This is a genomic window from Arthrobacter sp. NQ4, from assembly GCF_029077345.1.
Lineage (GTDB): Bacteria > Actinomycetota > Actinomycetes > Actinomycetales > Micrococcaceae > Arthrobacter.
This window is the reverse complement of the sequence record NZ_JARETC010000016.1, coordinates 1-16,286: the sequence shown is the minus strand read 5'-3', so window position 1 is coordinate 16,286 and position 16,286 is coordinate 1. Positions and strand designations below refer to the sequence as shown.

Annotated in this window: 14 protein-coding genes; 9 read left to right on the top strand and 5 right to left on the bottom strand. The window is 68.1% G+C overall.

The window, feature by feature from the left end:
* The first annotated feature begins 19 nt into the window (after positions 1-19).
* The 6 genes from PUN51_RS19155 to PUN51_RS19130 all read left to right on the top strand — a co-directional run bounded on the left by PUN51_RS19155 (position 20) and on the right by PUN51_RS19130 (position 5,164).
* The gene (locus PUN51_RS19155) at positions 20-961 is read left to right on the top strand and encodes a 2-hydroxyacid dehydrogenase (RefSeq protein ID WP_275182168.1); all 942 of its coding nucleotides are present in this window, start codon (positions 20-22) and stop codon (positions 959-961) included.
* The gene (locus tag PUN51_RS19150) at positions 958-1,728 is read left to right on the top strand and encodes an SDR family oxidoreductase (RefSeq protein WP_275182167.1); all 771 of its coding nucleotides are present in this window, start codon (positions 958-960) and stop codon (positions 1,726-1,728) included. Before PUN51_RS19155 ends, PUN51_RS19150 begins: the two co-directional genes overlap by 4 nt.
* Positions 1,728-2,804, top strand: a complete 1,077-nt coding sequence (locus PUN51_RS19145; protein WP_275182166.1) for an L-idonate 5-dehydrogenase — start codon at positions 1,728-1,730, stop codon at positions 2,802-2,804. The genes PUN51_RS19150 and PUN51_RS19145 overlap by 1 nt, the downstream gene beginning before the upstream one ends.
* On the top strand, positions 2,801-3,415 hold the full coding sequence (locus PUN51_RS19140) for a gluconokinase (protein ID WP_275182165.1): 615 nt from the start codon (positions 2,801-2,803) through the stop codon (positions 3,413-3,415). The genes PUN51_RS19145 and PUN51_RS19140 overlap by 4 nt, the downstream gene beginning before the upstream one ends.
* A gap of 64 nt (positions 3,416-3,479) precedes the next feature.
* On the top strand, positions 3,480-4,091 hold the full coding sequence (locus PUN51_RS19135) for a TetR/AcrR family transcriptional regulator (protein WP_275182164.1): 612 nt from the start codon (positions 3,480-3,482) through the stop codon (positions 4,089-4,091).
* Positions 4,092-4,132: 41 nt separating this feature from the next.
* The gene (locus PUN51_RS19130; RefSeq protein WP_224027261.1) at positions 4,133-5,164 is read left to right on the top strand and encodes a DMT family transporter; all 1,032 of its coding nucleotides are present in this window, start codon (positions 4,133-4,135) and stop codon (positions 5,162-5,164) included.
* On the opposite strand, the gene PUN51_RS19125 is transcribed toward PUN51_RS19130, so the two are convergent.
* The 3 genes from PUN51_RS19125 to PUN51_RS19115 form a co-directional block, all read right to left on the bottom strand.
* The gene (locus PUN51_RS19125) at positions 5,084-5,380 is read right to left on the bottom strand and encodes a DUF3040 domain-containing protein (RefSeq protein WP_275182163.1); all 297 of its coding nucleotides are present in this window, start codon (positions 5,378-5,380) and stop codon (positions 5,084-5,086) included. The genes PUN51_RS19130 and PUN51_RS19125 overlap by 81 nt on opposite strands.
* A 94-nt stretch (positions 5,381-5,474) precedes the next feature.
* Positions 5,475-5,999 (bottom strand): DUF488 domain-containing protein, encoded by a 525-nt coding sequence (locus PUN51_RS19120; protein ID WP_224024461.1) that lies wholly within the window; start codon positions 5,997-5,999, stop codon positions 5,475-5,477.
* A 45-nt stretch (positions 6,000-6,044) separates the two neighbouring features.
* Complete coding sequence (locus PUN51_RS19115; protein WP_224024463.1) at positions 6,045-7,091, bottom strand: aldo/keto reductase; 1,047 nt, start codon at positions 7,089-7,091, stop codon at positions 6,045-6,047.
* Between the two features lie 178 nt (positions 7,092-7,269).
* Between PUN51_RS19115 and PUN51_RS19110 the strand changes: the two genes are divergently transcribed.
* A complete protein-coding gene (locus PUN51_RS19110) occupies positions 7,270-8,004 on the top strand; it encodes a GAF and ANTAR domain-containing protein (RefSeq protein ID WP_159633931.1) in 735 nt (244 codons plus the stop codon).
* Positions 8,005-8,175: 171 nt separating this feature from the next.
* Entirely contained in the window at positions 8,176-10,410 is a 2,235-nt protein-coding gene (gene malQ, locus PUN51_RS19105) for a 4-alpha-glucanotransferase (RefSeq protein ID WP_275182162.1), read from the top strand.
* A 57-nt stretch (positions 10,411-10,467) separates the two neighbouring features.
* Here malQ and PUN51_RS19100 read toward each other — a convergent pair whose 3' ends face one another.
* Together PUN51_RS19100 and PUN51_RS19095 are read right to left on the bottom strand one after the other, a co-directional pair.
* The gene (locus PUN51_RS19100; RefSeq protein ID WP_277999706.1) at positions 10,468-13,629 is read right to left on the bottom strand and encodes an alpha-amylase family glycosyl hydrolase; all 3,162 of its coding nucleotides are present in this window, start codon (positions 13,627-13,629) and stop codon (positions 10,468-10,470) included.
* A 187-nt stretch (positions 13,630-13,816) separates the two neighbouring features.
* Positions 13,817-14,893: a lactonase family protein gene (locus PUN51_RS19095; RefSeq protein ID WP_275182160.1), complete on the bottom strand. Its 1,077-nt coding sequence runs from the start codon at positions 14,891-14,893 to the stop codon at positions 13,817-13,819.
* Positions 14,894-15,103: 210 nt separating this feature from the next.
* Here PUN51_RS19095 and PUN51_RS19090 point away from each other — a divergent pair, with 210 nt between their 5' ends.
* Positions 15,104-15,961: a putative protein N(5)-glutamine methyltransferase gene (locus tag PUN51_RS19090; protein ID WP_275182159.1), complete on the top strand. Its 858-nt coding sequence runs from the start codon at positions 15,104-15,106 to the stop codon at positions 15,959-15,961.
* Positions 15,962-16,286: the final 325 nt, after the last annotated feature.

Genomic DNA, 16,286 nt, shown 5'->3' with positions numbered 1-16,286 from the left:
AACCGATAGGTCCCCACCCATGCAGCATGTGCACACCGTCAGCTTTCCCGATTCCCGGCTCCTGGCCGACCTGTCGCCGCTTCCCGGCAGCCTGCGCGGGGTGGTGTGGGACATGAAGGAGGCCCCCGGTGGGGACCTGGGCAGCATCGACGGCGTCATCCTGCCCTACCTCAACGCCGGGGAAGTGCTGGGTTCCCTGGGCACGGTCCCGGACCTCAAGTTCGTGCAGACGCAGTCAACAGGATACGACGGCGTCTGCGAGGCGGCCGGTCCGGGCGCCGCGGTGGCAAACGCCTCGGGCGTCCATGCAGCTGCCACCGCGGAGCTGGCCGTTGGCCTCATCCTCGCCAAGCTGCGCGGCATCGACCAGGCCGTCAAGGACCAGCAGGTTGAAAGCTGGAAGCCGCAGCGCCGCCAGTCCCTGGCCGACCGCAAGGTGCTGCTGCTGGGCATCGGCGGGATCGGCAAGGAACTGGCCCGCCGCCTGGAACCCTTCGAGGTGACCATCACCCGGGTGGGAAGCACGGCCCGCACGGACGCCGACGGGCAGGTCCACGGCCCGGATGAACTGGTGGCCCTCGCCGCCGACCACGACATCCTGGTCTCCGTCCTGCCCCTGAACGACAACACCCACCACCTGGTGGACCGGGACGTCCTGGCCGCACTGCCCGACGGAGCCCTGGTGGTGAACGTGGGCCGCGGCGCCGTCATCAGCACCGAGGCCCTGACCCGCGAAGTGGTCTCCGGCCGCCTCCAGTGCGCCATCGACGTTGTCGATCCCGAGCCGCTGCCCGCCGGCCACCCGCTGTGGTCCGCCGGGAACGCCCTCATCACCCCGCACGTGGGCGGCAACGCCTCGGCCTTTGAGCCCCGGATCCTTAAACTCCTGAAGCAGCAGCTCGAGGCCCTGGCCGCCGGCCAAACCCCGGCCAACCTGGTGCAGGAAGGACCCTTCGCATGAGCGCGTTGTTCGATCTCACGGGGCGCGTAGCCCTGGTCACCGGTTCAAGCAGGGGCATCGGTTCGGGCCTTGCCAGGGCGTTGGCCGACGCCGGCGCAACAGTAGTGCTGAACGGCGTCAACCCGGAGCGGCTCAAGGACGCCGAGGCGGCCATGGCGGCAGACTTCCCGCCCGGCCGGATCCACAGCGTGGCCTTCGACGTCACCGACGACGACGCCGCCGCCCGCAGCATCCGCTGGATCGAGGACAACGTAGGCCCGCTGGAAATCCTGGTGAACAATGCCGGCATCCAGCACCGCGTCCCCATGCTCGACCTGGATGTGGCGGACTGGGAACGCGTCCTCTCCACGGACCTCACCAGCGCCTTCCTGGTGGGCCGCGAAGCCGCCCGGCATATGATCACCCGGGGCCGTGGCAAGATCATCAACATCTGTTCTGTCCAGACCGACCTGGCCCGGCCCACTATCGCCCCGTACATCGCAGCCAAGGGCGGGCTGCGGAACCTCACCCGTGCCATGACCGCAGAATGGGCAGCCTCTGGACTGCAGATCAACGCCGTGGCACCTGGCTACATCCACACCGAAATGACCCAGAACCTGATGGACGACGAGGAGTTCAACTCGTGGATCCTCGGCCGGACACCGGCCCACCGCTGGGGCACCGTGGAGGACCTGGCCGGTCCGGTGGTGTGGCTGGCCTCGGACGGCTCCAACTTTGTGAACGGACAGACCATCTTCATTGATGGCGGAATGACGGTGGTGGTCTGATGGCAACGCCCCTTGATGTTGCATTGCCCGCCACCGGCCCGGCACTGGTGGCGCACGCCGCCGGCGACCTGCGGATCGACGAGGTCCCGCTGCCCCGGCCCGCAGCCGACGAAGCAGTGGTCGAGGTCCTCTACGGCGGCATCTGCGGCTCCGACCTGCACTACTGGCTGCACGGCGCGGCAGGGGAGTCCATCCTCAAGGCGCCGCTGGTCCTGGGCCATGAGATCTCCGGCACGGTGGTGCGCCAGGCGGCGGATGGCTCCGGGCCGCAGGCCGGGACCGCCGTCGCCGTCCACCCCGCAACGCCCGGTCCAGGCGCCGCGCGCTACCCGGCGGACCGGCCCAACCTGTCACCTGGCTGCACCTACCTTGGCAGCGCCGCCCGCTACCCGCACAAGGATGGCGCCTTCAGCCGCTACGTCACGCTGCCCGTCCGGATGCTCCGCCCGCTGCCGGACAGCATCGACCTGCGCACCGCGGCACTGATCGAACCCGCGTCCGTCGCCTGGCATGCCGTGTCCAGGGCCGGGGATGTCCGGGGGAAGACCGCGCTGGTCATCGGCTCCGGCCCCATCGGCGCCCTCGCGGTCGCCGTCCTCAAGCGAGCCGGCGCAGCGCACATCACCGCCGTCGACCTTCACCCCAAGCCGCTGGAGATCGCCACGGCCGTGGGCGCCGACCAGGTCATCAACGCCGCGGACACCGAAGCCATCGCCGCCGTGGAGGCCGACGTCGTGATCGAATCCTCCGGCAACCACCACGGGCTGGCCTCGGCCATCCGCGGCGCGGTGCGCGGCGGCACCGTGGTGATGGTGGGGCTGCTGCCCACCGGCATGCAGCCGGTGCCCATCTCGCTGGCCATCACCCGCGAACTGCAGCTGCTCGGCTCGTTCCGCTTCAACGACGAGATCGATGACGTGATCGCAGCCCTCGCCGACGGGTCCCTGTACATCGAGCCCGTCATCACGCACGAATTCCCGCTGGCCGACGCCCTCCACGCCTTCGAGGTAGCCAAGGACTCCACCAGCTCCGGCAAGGTGCTCCTCTCCTTCGGCGACGCGGGGCAGCCCCAATGAGCGGGCACCTGCCACCGCTGGTGGTCATGGGAGTCTCCGGCTGCGGGAAGTCCACCGTCGGCGCCCTCCTGGGCCGCCGGCTGGGCAGGCCGTTCCTCGACGGCGACGACTTCCACCCCGCCGCCAACAAGGAAAAGATGGGCGCCGGGATACCGCTGACCGACAGCGACCGGGAACCATGGCTCGGCGTCCTGGGCGGCCTGCTGGCGGGACGGGACGGGTTGCCTGGAGCGGCGCCCGGGTTGTTTGAAGGAACGGCCGACGGCGGGCCAACAGTGCCGCCGATCGTCGCCTGCTCCGCGCTCAAGCGCCGGTACCGCGACCTGCTGCGCAGTTACGCGCCGGACCTGGTGTTCGTCCACCTCGCCGGCAGCGCGGAAACCATCGGCGCGCGGATGGATGCCCGGGCCCACGAATTCATGCCGCGCACGCTGCTGGAGTCCCAGTTCGCCGCGCTGGAGGAGTTGGCAGCGGACGAGGCCCACGTTCTCGGCGACATTACCCAGCCTCTCGATGTCCTTGTGGAAGCGGTGGCCCGGCAGCTCGAGGCAGGCGCTCCCTGGGCCCCGGCTGACCCCGGGTCTGTCCCGGAGGCTGTCCACTCCGCCTGAGGACTTCTCCTGGCGCAGGTGGTAGGTAGACTGGTCTACCTACCACCTGCGCGAGGAGTGAACCATGGCTGCTCCCGGCCTCTCATCACCTGTCAGCCCGACCCCTGCGCGCCGCCCCGCCCGCGAACTGCTGCTCGACGCTGCCGCGCGGCTTTTCTATGCCAACGGCGTCGCGGCCACCGGGATCGACACCATCACGGCCGAAGCCGGAGTGGCCAAAAAGAGCCTCTACAACAACTTCAGCTCCAAGGCGGATCTGGTGGCCGCCTACCTTGAGGCGAGGCACGAGGAATGGCTCGGCCTGTACCGCAAGCGGCTGGCAACGGCGCCGACACCGCGCAGCCAGGTCCTGGCCGTCTTCGATGCCTACCTGGACCACGCCAACTTCGCCTACCAGTACGGCTTCCGGGGATGTGGCCTGCTCAACGCCGCGGCTGAACTGCCGGCCGGCCATCCCGGCCGGGACGCTGTGCGCCGCCACAAGGAGGAAGTCCAGGAACTCCTGGCCCGGCACGTATCGCCGTTGCTGCAGGGCCGGGAAGAACAGGTCTCCGCCGTCGCCGCGCATCTGGCGTTCCTCCTCGAAGGCGCCATGGCCCGCGCCGGGCTGGAAGGCAATGACGGTCCGCTGAAGGACGCCAGGCGCATGGCCGGTCAGTTGCTGGACGCCCTGTGAACATCGAGCGCCACCACCCGAAGGCCCAACGCTGGGGAGCGATGTCCGTCGTGGCTGCCTCCGTCCTCTGGGGCACCACAGGGACCGCAGCCACCTTCGCCCCGGGCGTGAGCCCGCTGGCCATTGGCGCCGTGGCAATGGGACTGGGCGGCCTGCTGCAGGCACTCTTCGCAGCGCGGCACATCGGCCGCCAGGCGGGCAGCCTGCTCGCACGGTGGCGCCTGGTCTTGCTCGGTGCCGCGGCCGTTGCCACCTACCCCCTGGCCTTCTACAGCTCCATGCATCTCTCCGGCGTAGCCGTGGGAACCGTCGTCTCCATCGGCTCGGCCCCCGTGGCGGCAGCCCTCATCGAACGCTTCGCGGACAGGAAACCGCTGAGCAGGCGATGGATTCTTGGGGCCCTGCTGGGAGTCGGCGGCGCCGCCATGCTCTCCTTTGCAGGGCATGCCGCCGCAGGGTCACCACCGGTCCCGGCTGCGCCGGCTGCTACGGGGGAGGCCACGGCTTGGAGTCCGACGGCGGGAATCCTCCTTGGGCTGCTGGCCGGCGCCACCTATGCCCTGTATTCCTGGGCGGCGCACCGCCTGGCGGGCACCGGGGTCACGGCCAGGGCCGCCATGGGCAGCATCTTCGGGCTGGGCGGACTCCTCCTGATGCCTGTCCTCGCGGTGACGGGCGGCCCGCTGCTGGAGTCCTGGGGCAACGCGGGCGTGGGGGCCTACATGGCTGTAGTGCCGATGTTCGCCGGGTATGTCCTATTCGGCTGGGGCCTGGCCCGCGTGGGGGCAAGCACCGCCACCAGCATCTCCCTGCTGGAAACCGTGGTGGCTGCTGTCCTGGCCGTTCTGGTGGTGGGCGAAAGGCTCCCGGCACTCGGCTGGCTTGGCGCCGCCGTCGTCCTGGCCAGCCTGTTCATCCTGACCCCACGCACCCGTCCGGCATCATCACCTGCAGCGGCACAGCCGGGGGCGAAAGAACAGCCTGCCGCAGGATCAGCCGGTGTGCTGCCGCCCCGCGCTCCGGGCCAGCACCGTGGGACCCAGGAGCAGGCAGGCGCCCAGGCCCAGCAGTAAAATCCCCAGCACCACCGCACCCGGTGCAGGGACTCCGGCCCCTGCCAGGATGAGCATCACGCCGATCAGGGCCGCCAGCATCCCCGGGAACAGGCCTGCGGGGAAACGCCGCGCCGGATAGCCGGACAACAGTTCCATGGCCAGGTGGGGATCGTCCGCGATCAGCCCCAGTTCGAGCTCCTTGAGCAGGCGTCGCTCCTCATCGGACATTGGCATGGCGGGCCCCTGTTTTCCCTGGGAGGCGGTAACGGTATCGACCGTAGGAGCCTTCTACCGGTTAGTCAATAGGTCCAGTGGCGCTGCACGGCCGTCACTCCAGGACGTCATAGCGCAGCTCATTTTCCGTTACCCGTACGCCTTTGGTGGGAACATGCGGAACTGCCTTGGCCGGCGGCATCAGGTGTTCAACGGGCAGGCCCGCCAGCAGGACGCAGTGGTCCGCGATGAGGCGGCGGTGGCAGCGCCACCACAGGGTTTCGCTGCACATGATGGCGGTGGTTGTTGCCTGGGAGCCTGCCACCAGTTCTGCGGCTGCCGCCAGGAAGTCTTCACTGCGCATATAGCCTGCGTAGGCGCGGAACGACTCGTTGCGGAGGGCCGTATCCGGAGAATCCGGGAGCAGCTTGCGGAACCCGCCCAGCCGCTTCTCCCAGCGGTAGCCGATACCCGCCTCCGGAAGCCACAGGGCCAAACGGTCCTTGCCGAAATGCGGGTACTTGCGGCTGCCCGGCCCGATCCGGACATCCACCAGGGACGTCACCCCGGCGCTGCGGAGCAACCCGGCGAAGTCCTCCTGGGAAGCGGTGCCGTGACCTACGGTGAACAGGTCCTTCATCGAAGCCATGATAGGCGCGGGGGCGGGGTGGCCCGCAGAAGCCGGCTACCGTCGTCGTAATTCGGCGAACTCGATGGACGGCACAATGGCGCCTGCATCCCGTTCCACGAAGTTGGTGCCCGGGGGCACCAGGTCGTCAATGGCGTCCAGCACTGCCTCGCCCAGCTGGACGTCGGCCGCGCGGAGGTACACCTGAAGGTGTTCTTCGCTGCGGGGGCCGATGATCACGCTGCTGATGGCGGGGTGGGTCAGGGCGAATCCCACGGCCAGGTCCACCAGGGACAGCTCCAGCTTGTCCGCCAGGCGGGCCAATGAGTCTGCGGCGAGCAGCTTCCGCTCACTGGACGGTCCGGACAGGTCGTACCGGCCGGGAAGCGTATGGACGCGGGTGGGCGGCTTGCCCGATTCCAGCACGAAGCTGCCGGAAAGCCAGCCGCCCGCCAGGGGGCCGTAGGCAAGGACACCCAGGCCGTACTGCTGGGCAATCGGCAGCACGTCGCGTTCATTGCCGCGGACCAGCATGGAATACGGAACCTGGTTTCCCAGCGGCGGGATCAGGTGGTTGGTGGTGGCCAGCCACTGTGCCTCCACCAGCTGCGCCGGCGTGAACACGGAGGTGCCGTAGTACAGGATCTTGCCCTGGCGGATGAGGTCGTTCAGGGTGGTGATAGTTTCCAGGACGTCGGTGTTGTAGTCCGGCCGGTGCGCCTGGTAGAGGTCGATCCGGTCCGTCTGCAGCCGGCGCAGGCTGCCCTCCACCGCCTGCGTGATCCAGCGCCGGGAGTTCCCGGAATGCGCGGGGTTGGGGCTCATCTGGCCGTGGAACTTGGTGGCCAGGAAGACGTCGTCCCGGCGTCCCCGGAGTGCGCGGCCCACCACCTGCTCCGATTCGCCCTGCGAGTAGACGTCGGCGGTATCAACCGCTGTGATGCCGGCGTCCAGTGCCGCGTGGATGATGCGGATGCTCTCGTCAGCGCCGGTGGGTGCACCCTGGCCGTTGCCGGTCCCCTCGCCGAAGTTCATGGTCCCCAGGGTGAGGGGACTGATGGGGGTTCCCGACCGTCCGAACACCCGCAGTTCGCTCAGGCTCATCTCCGGTCTCCTCCATTCAGTTGCCGTGCCCTGGATTGTCACGACGCTACACAGATCAGGCAGGCGGCCGCAGATTTCCGTTGCAGTCCTTCTCTTTTCGTCGCATGGAGTAACCGGCGCAGCGGGGATGACGTTTTGTGGCGCGCAAAGAGGAGCGAATTACGCCTATATTGAGGGCATGGGCATCCTCAGCAGCGATGAACAGTTCGTCCAGTTGCACGACCTCATCATCGGCAGCAGCAACGTCGCTGACTTCCTGTCCGAGCTTTCCGTTGTGGCCGCGTCAACGCTCAGCGATGCGGCGGGTGTCTTCATCGAATGCGGGGTCACGCTCCGCCGCCGCAAGCGCAGCGCGACCATTGCCGGCAGCAGCGAACGGGCCGCCGTGCTGGACAAGCTGGAACAGGTCCTCGGGGAGGGGCCGTGCATCGCATCCCTGGACGCAATGCAGCCCATGGTCCTCTCCGACGTCCACACCGATACCCGCTGGCCCGACTACCAGAAGGTGCTGGCAGAAAACGGCTGCCGCAGCGTGCTGGGCGTGCCCTTGGCACTGGACCGGAACCAGGCAGCCGCGCTGAACTTCTTCGCCGCGGAGCCTGATGTCTTTGCCCCCAACGTCATCCGCACGGCGGAGGGATTTGCGGACCTTGCCGGCCGGGCGCTGAGGCTGGCCCTGCGGATCGCGGACGCACAGAACCTGGCGGATGACCTGAAGGCCGCCATGGCGAACCGCACCACGATCGACCTTGCCTGCGGGGTGATCATGGCGCAGAACCGGTGTACCCAGGATGAAGCCATGGCCTTGCTCACGAAAGCGTCCAGCCACCGGAACCAGAAGCTGCGGGACCTGGCCGCTGAAGTCCTTGGCCGGGTCAGCGACGGGCCGGTGACCACGCACTTCGATCCGTAGCCGGCCGGATCCACCCTCCAACTTTTCCCCGCCCGGCTGCATGTCGCCTGGGTTTCGCCTCTGCGCCGCCCTGCAATAATCTGAACCAACGGTTGTGCACGGGGGTGTGAGCGCCCGGCACGACAGGCAGCACTGCAAGTTCCGGGACCATCACAGACGAGGCGGACACCCATGACGGCTTCAGACCAGCAGCACGCAGCACGGCCAACGAGGCCGGCAGGCCCTCCTGCCGCTGCCCCGGGGCCGGTGGATCCGCACCTGCTGCAGCGGCTGGCCGACGCGCATGGCGTGGGCACGTCCTTCCAGGGCTGGGACGGGCTTCCGCATTCCGTTGCCGAAGCAACCCTGATCAAGGTGCTGGCAGCGCTCGGAGTCGAGGCGCACACCAACCAGCACATCGAGGCAGCCCTCGCGGAGGTGGAACTGGCGCCCTGGCGACGGATGCTGCCGGCCGCCGTCGTCATCAAACAGGGTGAACCGGCGCAGGTGCCGGTCCATGTGCGGGACGGTGCCACCGCGAGCCTCACCATCGCCCTTGAAGGGGGAGCCGGATCCCGGGAGGCGGTCCAGCAGGACATCTGGATCCAGCCCCGGGAGGTGGACGGCGTCTCCACCGGACGTGCCACGTTCTCCCTTCCCGAGGACCTGCCGTTGGGCTGGCACACCCTGCATGCGGAGTCGGAAGGCGCCACGGCCAGCGCTGTCCTGGTGGTCACACCGGCCCGGCTGGCCACGGCAAAGCCGCTGGAGGAGCGCCGCGGCTGGGGGCTGGCCACGCAACTGTATTCGGTCCGGTCCAAGCGGTCATGGGGCATCGGCGACTTCGCGGACCTGGCGGACCTGGCGGCCATCAGCGGTGCACGCGGGGCCGACTATGTGCTGGTCAACCCGCTGCACGCGGCGGAGCCGGTCCCGCCCGTCCAGCCCTCGCCCTACTCGCCGTCCACCCGCCGGTTCTTCAACCCCCTGTACATCCGCATCGAGGCCATCCCCGAGCTGGCGTACCTCCGGCCCCGGAAACGGGCGGCGCTGGAAAAGCTGCACGAGGAAGTGGCCGGCCTGAACAGGGACGGTGTGCGGCTGGACCGGGACGCCGTCTACGCGGCCAAGCTGCAGGCACTGGAGATGCTCTACCACACGCGGCGTTCACCTTCCCGGCAAGCCGCCTTCGAGGAGTTCTGCCGCATCTCCGGCAGCGGCCTGGACGATTTTGCGCTCTGGTCCGCCATCCGCGAGGACCTGGCCCCCGGTGATCCGTTGTGGGTGGATCCGGCGTGCGCCATCGGAACCCCGGAGGCGGAGGCGCTGCGGGAGAAGCTGGCGGACCGGATCGGGTTCCACCGCTGGCTGCAGTGGATCTGCGATGAGCAGCTGGAAAACGCCCAGCAGGCGGCCCTCCGCTCCGGCATGCGGCTGGGCGTGGTGCACGACCTCGCAGTCGGCGTGGACCACAACAGTGCCGACGCGTGGACCCTGGGCCGTGTGCTGGCCCCAAACACCAGCGTGGGCGCGCCGCCGGACATGTACAACCAGCAGGGCCAGGACTGGGGCCAGCCGCCATGGCACCCCGCCCGCCTGGCCGAAGCCGGCTACGAACCGTTCCGCAACATGCTGGCCAACGTGCTGCGCCACGCCGGCGGCATCCGCGTGGACCACATCCTGGGTCTGTTCCGGCTGTGGTGGATCCCGATCGGAAATGCGCCGGGGGACGGTGCCTACGTCCGCTACGACCACGAGGCCCTGATCGGCATCCTGGCCCTCGAGGCGCACCGCGCCGGTGCCGTGGTGATCGGCGAGGACCTGGGCACCTTCGAGCCCTGGGTGCGTGACTACCTCGCGGCCCGCGGCATCCTGGGCACGTCCATCCTGTGGTTTGAGTACGACGGCGATTCGCCCCTTGCGCCGGAAAAGTACCGCACGCAGGCGCTCGCCAGCGTGAACACCCACGACCTTCCGCCCACGGCCGGGTACCTTGCCGGCGACCATGTGGGGCTGCGGAGCCGGCTGGGGCTGCTGGAGCGGTCCGAAGAGGAAGAGCGGGCCAAGCACAACGCGTCACTGGAGAAAATGTTCGCCCTGCTGCGCGAACGCGGCTACCTCTCGGAGGTGACTGCCGCCGGGCCGGGCCAGCAGTCGGCGGAGGAGCACACCATCGAGGCGCTGCACCTCCTGCTGGCCCAGTCGCCGTCGGTGTTGCTAGGTGTGGCGTTGGTGGATGCGGTGGGGGAGCGGCGGCTCCAGAACCAGCCCGGCACCACCGAAGCCCTGTACCCCAACTGGCAGGTGCCCCTGGGCGGCCCGGACGGCAGGCCGGTTTACCTGGACGACCTTCCCGGCAACAAGCGGTTCAACGGGCTGCTCGCCGCCGTGGAGGGATCCCTGCACGGGTCCCGATCGGCTGATTAAGCACCAGGGCCCCGTCGCTTCCTCAAGCGGCGGGGCCCTGGTGCTTGTTCCGCCGGCCTAGCCTGCGGTGATCACGTGGGTGAAGTGGTCGTACCGGAAGGTGACCGGGCCGCCGTCGTGCTCAAACACGATGTTGGCCCCGGGCGTTGCCCCGCCGGCCCCGTAACTGACGTCCCACGACTTGTTGAGGGCAGCCTTGAACTCGTAGCTCCCCGCCGGCAGGTCAGGCACGGTGAGCTTCCAGACGAGGTCTGCCGGGTCCAGGACCAGCTGGGCCTGCTGGCAGGCCGGCTCCCAGTCGGTGGCGCAGCCCAGCTCGCTGTCCATGCTTCCCGCCGCCGCCACGGCGGACGGCTGCTGGGACGCGTATGCGGCGCTGAGCAGGTGCGTGCTGTTGTCGTAGCGGAAGGTGACCGGTCCGCCGGGGTGGTCCAGCACGATGTTTTGGCCATTCAGCTGGCCGTCCGCACCGTAGTTTTCATCCCAGCCGCCGTTGAGCGCGGCCTTGTACTCGTACTTCCCGGCCGGCAGGTCGGCGGTCAGCCGCCAGATGCGGTCCGCCGGGTCCAGGACCATTTTGGCCTGCTGGCACGTGGGATCCCACTGCGCCGTACAGCCCATCGCCTGGTTCAGTGATCCGGCCACCGTCACCGAATCGGGTTGCGGTGCCTGGCCGACCGTGACGGTCCTGGTGCCGCTGGTGACGCTGAAGCCCGTGCCGGCCATGACGGCCCGGTACTGGACTTTCGTGCCGTCGGCCAGCGTGGAGACATCATCGGCTGCCGAGTACACGGGCGACGACGAATCCGTGCCCACCGCCGTCCAGTCTCCGCCGTTCACGCTGCGCTCAAAGGACACTGCGTAGCTGGCCTTCTCCGGATCGGCGGTGGCGCTAAGTTCCACCTTTCCTTCCACGCTGCTGCCTTCGGCCGGCTTCTGCAGGGTCAGGACCGGGGCGGGGACGCTGGCTTGGCGGCTCTGGCTGGTGGCGGTGTAGCCGCCGTTGTCCAGCACCGTGGCGCGGTACTCCAGGGGCGTCCCTGCGTCCAGGGCCGCGACGTCATGGAACACCTGGTACGGGGCGGTGTCGTCCGTGCCGATCGGCTGCCACTGGCCGCCTGCCGTGCGGGCCTCGAAGGTGACCTCGTAGAACGAAGTACCGTCGACGTCGGCCGTCACGTTGATGCGCCCGTTGTCGCTTGGGGCTGCGGCCGGCTGCTGGAGGGCGATGGCGGGTGCAGCCTTTGAGTGCGGGATCCGCCCCGAGGATTCGTAGACGACGGCGGAGAGCGGCGGCACAGTGACCGTCAGCTTGGCGTCCTCCGAGGTTTTGGCTTCGTCGGCCCCTTGCCCGTAGATGCGCGTGTAGCTGCGCTTGGCAATGTAGGTGGGGACTTCGGCCGTCTGCGGCTGGGCGCTGTTGTTCAGGGCCACCACGTATTCGCGCTGGTCCTGGGCGTCCGTGCGGGAGAAGGCGTAGATGCCGGGGCCGTCCGAGGCGTAGCGGTGCTGGTGGGCGCCGTTCCGCAGTGCGGGGTGCTCCTTGGTGAGGGCAGCCAGCTCACGGATTTTGGCGTAGAGCGGATGGCCGGGGTTGAAGTTGTCCGTGGCGTGGGTGGCGTCGGTGCCCAGCAGGTCGTCGTCGAGGTAGTCCGGCACCTTGCTGGCGAAGAGCGTCTGGCGCGCGTCCTGGTCACCGCCGGGGCCGGTGAAGCCCTGTTCGTCGCCGTAGTACACCACCGGGTTGCCGCGGGAGAAGTACATCAGCTCGTGGGCCAGTTCGTCCCGGGCCACCTTCTCGGAGTCGCTGGCGGCCGGGTTGTCCTGGCTGATGAAGCTGCCGATGCGGCCCATGTCGTGGTTGCCCAGGAAGGTGGGCAGTTCGTAGACGTTGGAGTCGGCGTCGGTGTACCAGTCGTCCCCGGCGAAGAAGGTTTGCAGCGCCTTGGCGTCCTGGCTCCTGGACGCGAAGTTGCGGGCCGCATCCTGGAAGGGGAAGTCCAGGACTGCCTGCATCTTGTTGCGGGTGGTGAACTGGGACGTGAAGCTCTTGGTGGTGTCGAAGACCTCGCCGAACATGAAGAACTCGTCCTTGCCGTGCTCTTTGGCATAGCTGAGGACGTTGGGGCCGAATTCCTGCCAGAATTCGTTGTTGACATGCTTCATGGTGTCGATCCGGAAGCCGTCCACGCCGAAGTCGCCGATCCAGGACTTATAGATGTCCTCCATGCCGTGCACTACTTTGGGGTTTTCGGTGAACAGGTCATCGAGGCCGAAGAAGTCCCCGTACATGGAGTCCTCGCCGGTAAAGGTGGTGTCGCCCCGGTTGTGGTACAGGGTGGAGTCGTTCAGCCAGGCCGGCACTTTGAGGTTTTCTTCGCCGGGTGCCAGGACGGGCTTGTAAGGGAATGAGGTGTTCGCGTCCAACTGGGGGAAGGTCCCGGTGCCGGCGTAGTCGCGGTCATCGAAGGGTTCGCCGGAGGCCGTCTTGTATGGGGCGGCGTCCTTGGACACGTAGCCCTTGCGGTCGCCCTCCTGGTAGCCGATGACGTCAGCGGTGTGGTTGGTGATGATGTCGAAGTAGACCTTCATGCCGCGTGCGTGGGCCTCGTCGATCAGGGCCTTGAGTTCGTCATTGGTTCCCAGGTGCGGATCGATTTGGGTGAAGTCGGTGACCCAGTAGCCGTGGTAGCCGGCTGACTTGTCCTCCGGCTGGACTGCCTTGTTCTTGAAGCTGGGGGTCAGCCAGATCGACGTGGTGCCCAGGCCCTGGATGTAGTCGATCTTGTTCCGGAGGCCTGCCAGATCGCCGCCGTTGTAGAAGCCTTTTTTCGTGGGGTCGAAGCCGGAGACCATGGGATCGGGGCCAAGGCCGCCCTGGTCGTTGGCGGTACTGCCGTTGCTGAACCGGTCCGCCATGACGAAGTAGAAGTTTTCATCCGTCACGGGACCACGCAGCGAATGCAGGGCGGGCGCGGCTCCCTGGTTCCTGCTGGCGGGGCCGTTGGAACCGGGACCGTTGGAGCCGGGACCGTTGGGGGCGGCCTGGGCCGGGAGGACTGCTGCGGAGACGGCCACGGCGGCCGCCAGGAGGCCGGCGGCGGACCGGACAGCAAAGCGTTTCCCGGGTGGCCGGGTGGCTGGGGGATGCGGTGTCCCCGCCGGACCTGCCGGCAGGTGGGCGCGTGGGGGCGCGCCGGGAGGGGTGCGGAATAACAAGGGTGAGACCTTCCTGGGAAGCAGCGCTGCTGTACAGGCTTGCCGTTGACATGGGGATGCGGCAGGAGGGTTCGAAGGACAGCATGCTGTCTTGTGAACCAAGTCACAACTGTAAGCGCTTGCACTGAATTACTCCAGTGTTTAGGGAGCGCGCTGGCGCGGTAACTTTCCGCCGGGACCTGCAGTGCTAGCCGGCGGCTACCAGCGCGGTGGGCGAGGCTGCATGCAGGGTGTGCAGCACCCGTCCGGGAAGGCCGGTGATGGGATCCAGTTCAAAGGTCGCGATGTTGTGTGATCGTTCGTGCGCCACATGGAGCCAGTTTCCGCGGACCACGTGGTGGCGCGGCCAGTTCCCGCCGCTGTCAAAGTCCTTGACGGGGACCAGTTCGGTGCCATCCCCGGCAACCTCCAGGACGCTGATGAGGTTGGAGCCGCGCACGCCGGCATAGGCGAAGTTCCCCCGCGGGCCCAGGCAGATCTCGGCGGCGGAGTCGCCTTGCTGGCTTCCTCCCGCTGTTGCAGGTCCGCGGAATACCAGCTCGTAGGTGCCGGCCTCGGGACGGACCACAAAGACTTCCACGGAGTACTCCGACACGATGAAGACGTTCCCGTTCGGGTGCCCCACCAGGTGCCGCGGGCCGCAGCCGAAGGGGAGGACCACCTCGTGGTCCGCCACCAGCCCGGCGCCCGGCTGGTAGGTCCAGATGCGGAGGGTGTCATGGCCCAGGTCTGTGGTCATCACGCGGCCGTCCTGGAGCATCAGGCTGGCGTGGGCGCGGCTTTGCCGCGGGCTGCCGGGAGAAAGGGCCGCGTGGGGATCAACCGACGGTGCGGCGGGGAACCGCCCGGCCATGCCGCCGTCGGAATCCAGCTCGTAGAGGAGGACCTGCCCGTCGCCCCAGCACGCGGCCGTGACAAAGCGGCCGTGCGGGTCAACGGCAACATGGCAGGTGGCCTCACCGGCCGGCTGCGGTTCCCCGTAGGGTTCCAGGGCGGCCTCGCCGTGCCGGCGGTAGGCCCGGACCTTCCTGCGCTGCTCAGCCGCCGCGTACACCACAGGAAGGGCCGGGTGTACAGCAACGAACGACGGCGATTGAGCCTCGACAGCCGTTCCCAACCATTCCAGGCTGCCGTCCTGGTGCTCGCGGACAGCGCCGATGCCGTCCGCACGGCCGCCGCCGTCGGGGGTATACGTGCCGATCCACAGGATGTTGCTGGCCTGATTGTTAATGGCTGCATTGTTGATGGCTGCGCCGTTGGTCATGGTCCAATCCTGCCAAGCTTTCGCCCCTATTCCCGTACCCCGGGCCGCCGATTAGCATGGGATTTCCGGCAGTGGCAGAAGGGAGGCGGGCGCGGTTATGGCTGCAGCTATGTCGATTTTCCCCACCCGGGGCCCTTCGGAGACCTGGGCCTAGCCCGCGTGGAGGTGTCCGTGGGCTGGCGCGAGGGCGGCGTTCAGCGTCCTCGTGGGTTGCCAGCTGTTCACGGCCAGTCCCCGCAGCTGGGCTATGACCAGATCGTCTCCCTGTTGCGTTCCGCAGGCTGTGTTTTCGCCGAAGATGAGGCCCGGCTCCTCCTCGCTGAGGGCGCCGGCCCTGCGGAACTGTCACGCAATATCCAGCAGCGGGTGGAAGGCGTCCCCCTGGAGCACATCCTGGGCTGGGCTGAATTTGCCGGCGGCCGCGTGGTGGTTGAGCCCGGCGTTTTCGTGCCGCGGCGACGCACGGAACTCCTGGTCAACGAGGCCCTGGACCTGCTGGCGGAGGAGGCCCTGGCCCTCCCGGCGGATGCCGCGCTGCCGGCGCCTCCGGTGGTGGTGGATCTCTGCTGTGGATCCGGGGCCGTGGGAACGGCCATCCTTCGCCATGTGCCGCAGGTGGAGCTGCATGCAGCGGATATCGAGCCTGCTGCCGTAAGGTGTGCCCGGCGGAACCTGGAACCCCTGGGCGGCCATGTCCATGCGGGTGACCTGTTCGCAGCCCTCCCGGCCGCGCTGCCCGGCCGGGTCCGGGTGCTCGCGGTCAATGCTCCGTACGTCCCTACGCGGGCAATCCGCACCATGCCACCGGAAGCCCGCCTGTACGAACCCGCTGCCTCGCTCGACGGAGGCCCTGATGGCCTTGACTTCCACCGACTGGTCGCCGCCGAAGGCGTTCACTGGCTGGCTCCCCACGGTCATCTGCTGATCGAGACCAGTGAGCAGCAGGCAGCCGGGACCTCCGGCATCCTGGCCGCAGCCGGGTTCGCGGTTCGTACTGTGCGGTCGGAAGAACTGGACGGGACGGTGGTCGTCGGACGCCTGCCGGCCCAAGGTGTGGGCGCGGCGTAAGGCAGTGGCTTTCCGTGGGCCGCGCCCACCTATCGCTGCCGTTTGTGAAACCTGCTAGCGGCCGTTCCTGCTACCCCTCCAGCTGCCGTTCCTGAAAGTGCGCGTGTTGGCAGATCTTGCCAGGCCTCAAAGTGCGCACCGAATGGCCGAAGCAGTGCCTCAAGCAACGTCTTTCCAGCCAGCCTTCATTATTGCCGAGGGTGGGGTGGCGGGGGTGGTTTGAAGTAGTGGTTTTGTTGGGGTGTTTGGGTGGGGTCGATGTGGGGTGGGGGGATGAAGGCCGGTGTGCCGGGGGTGGTGGTGATGGTCCATTGTTCTTTGTGGA

Excerpts from the sequence above, each read along its gene's own strand:
- PUN51_RS19155 (WP_275182168.1), top strand. The coding sequence starts at position 20 with ATGCAGCATGTGCACACCGTCAGCTTTCCCGATTCCCGGCTCCTGGCC.
- PUN51_RS19135 (WP_275182164.1), top strand. The coding sequence starts at position 3,480 with ATGGCTGCTCCCGGCCTCTCATCACCTGTCAGCCCGACCCCTGCGCGC.
- PUN51_RS19140 (WP_275182165.1), top strand. The coding sequence starts at position 2,801 with ATGAGCGGGCACCTGCCACCGCTGGTGGTCATGGGAGTCTCCGGCTGC.
- PUN51_RS19110 (WP_159633931.1), top strand. The coding sequence starts at position 7,270 with ATGGGCATCCTCAGCAGCGATGAACAGTTCGTCCAGTTGCACGACCTC.
- PUN51_RS19130 (WP_224027261.1), top strand. The coding sequence starts at position 4,133 with ATGTCCGTCGTGGCTGCCTCCGTCCTCTGGGGCACCACAGGGACCGCA.
- PUN51_RS19145 (WP_275182166.1), top strand. The coding sequence starts at position 1,728 with ATGGCAACGCCCCTTGATGTTGCATTGCCCGCCACCGGCCCGGCACTG.
- PUN51_RS19115 (WP_224024463.1), bottom strand. The coding sequence starts at position 7,091 with ATGAGCCTGAGCGAACTGCGGGTGTTCGGACGGTCGGGAACCCCCATC.
- malQ (WP_275182162.1), top strand. The coding sequence starts at position 8,176 with ATGACGGCTTCAGACCAGCAGCACGCAGCACGGCCAACGAGGCCGGCA.
- PUN51_RS19150 (WP_275182167.1), top strand. The coding sequence starts at position 958 with ATGAGCGCGTTGTTCGATCTCACGGGGCGCGTAGCCCTGGTCACCGGT.
- PUN51_RS19120 (WP_224024461.1), bottom strand. The coding sequence starts at position 5,999 with ATGAAGGACCTGTTCACCGTAGGTCACGGCACCGCTTCCCAGGAGGAC.
- PUN51_RS19125 (WP_275182163.1), bottom strand. The coding sequence starts at position 5,380 with ATGCCAATGTCCGATGAGGAGCGACGCCTGCTCAAGGAGCTCGAACTG.
- PUN51_RS19095 (WP_275182160.1), bottom strand. The coding sequence starts at position 14,893 with ATGACCAACGGCGCAGCCATCAACAATGCAGCCATTAACAATCAGGCC.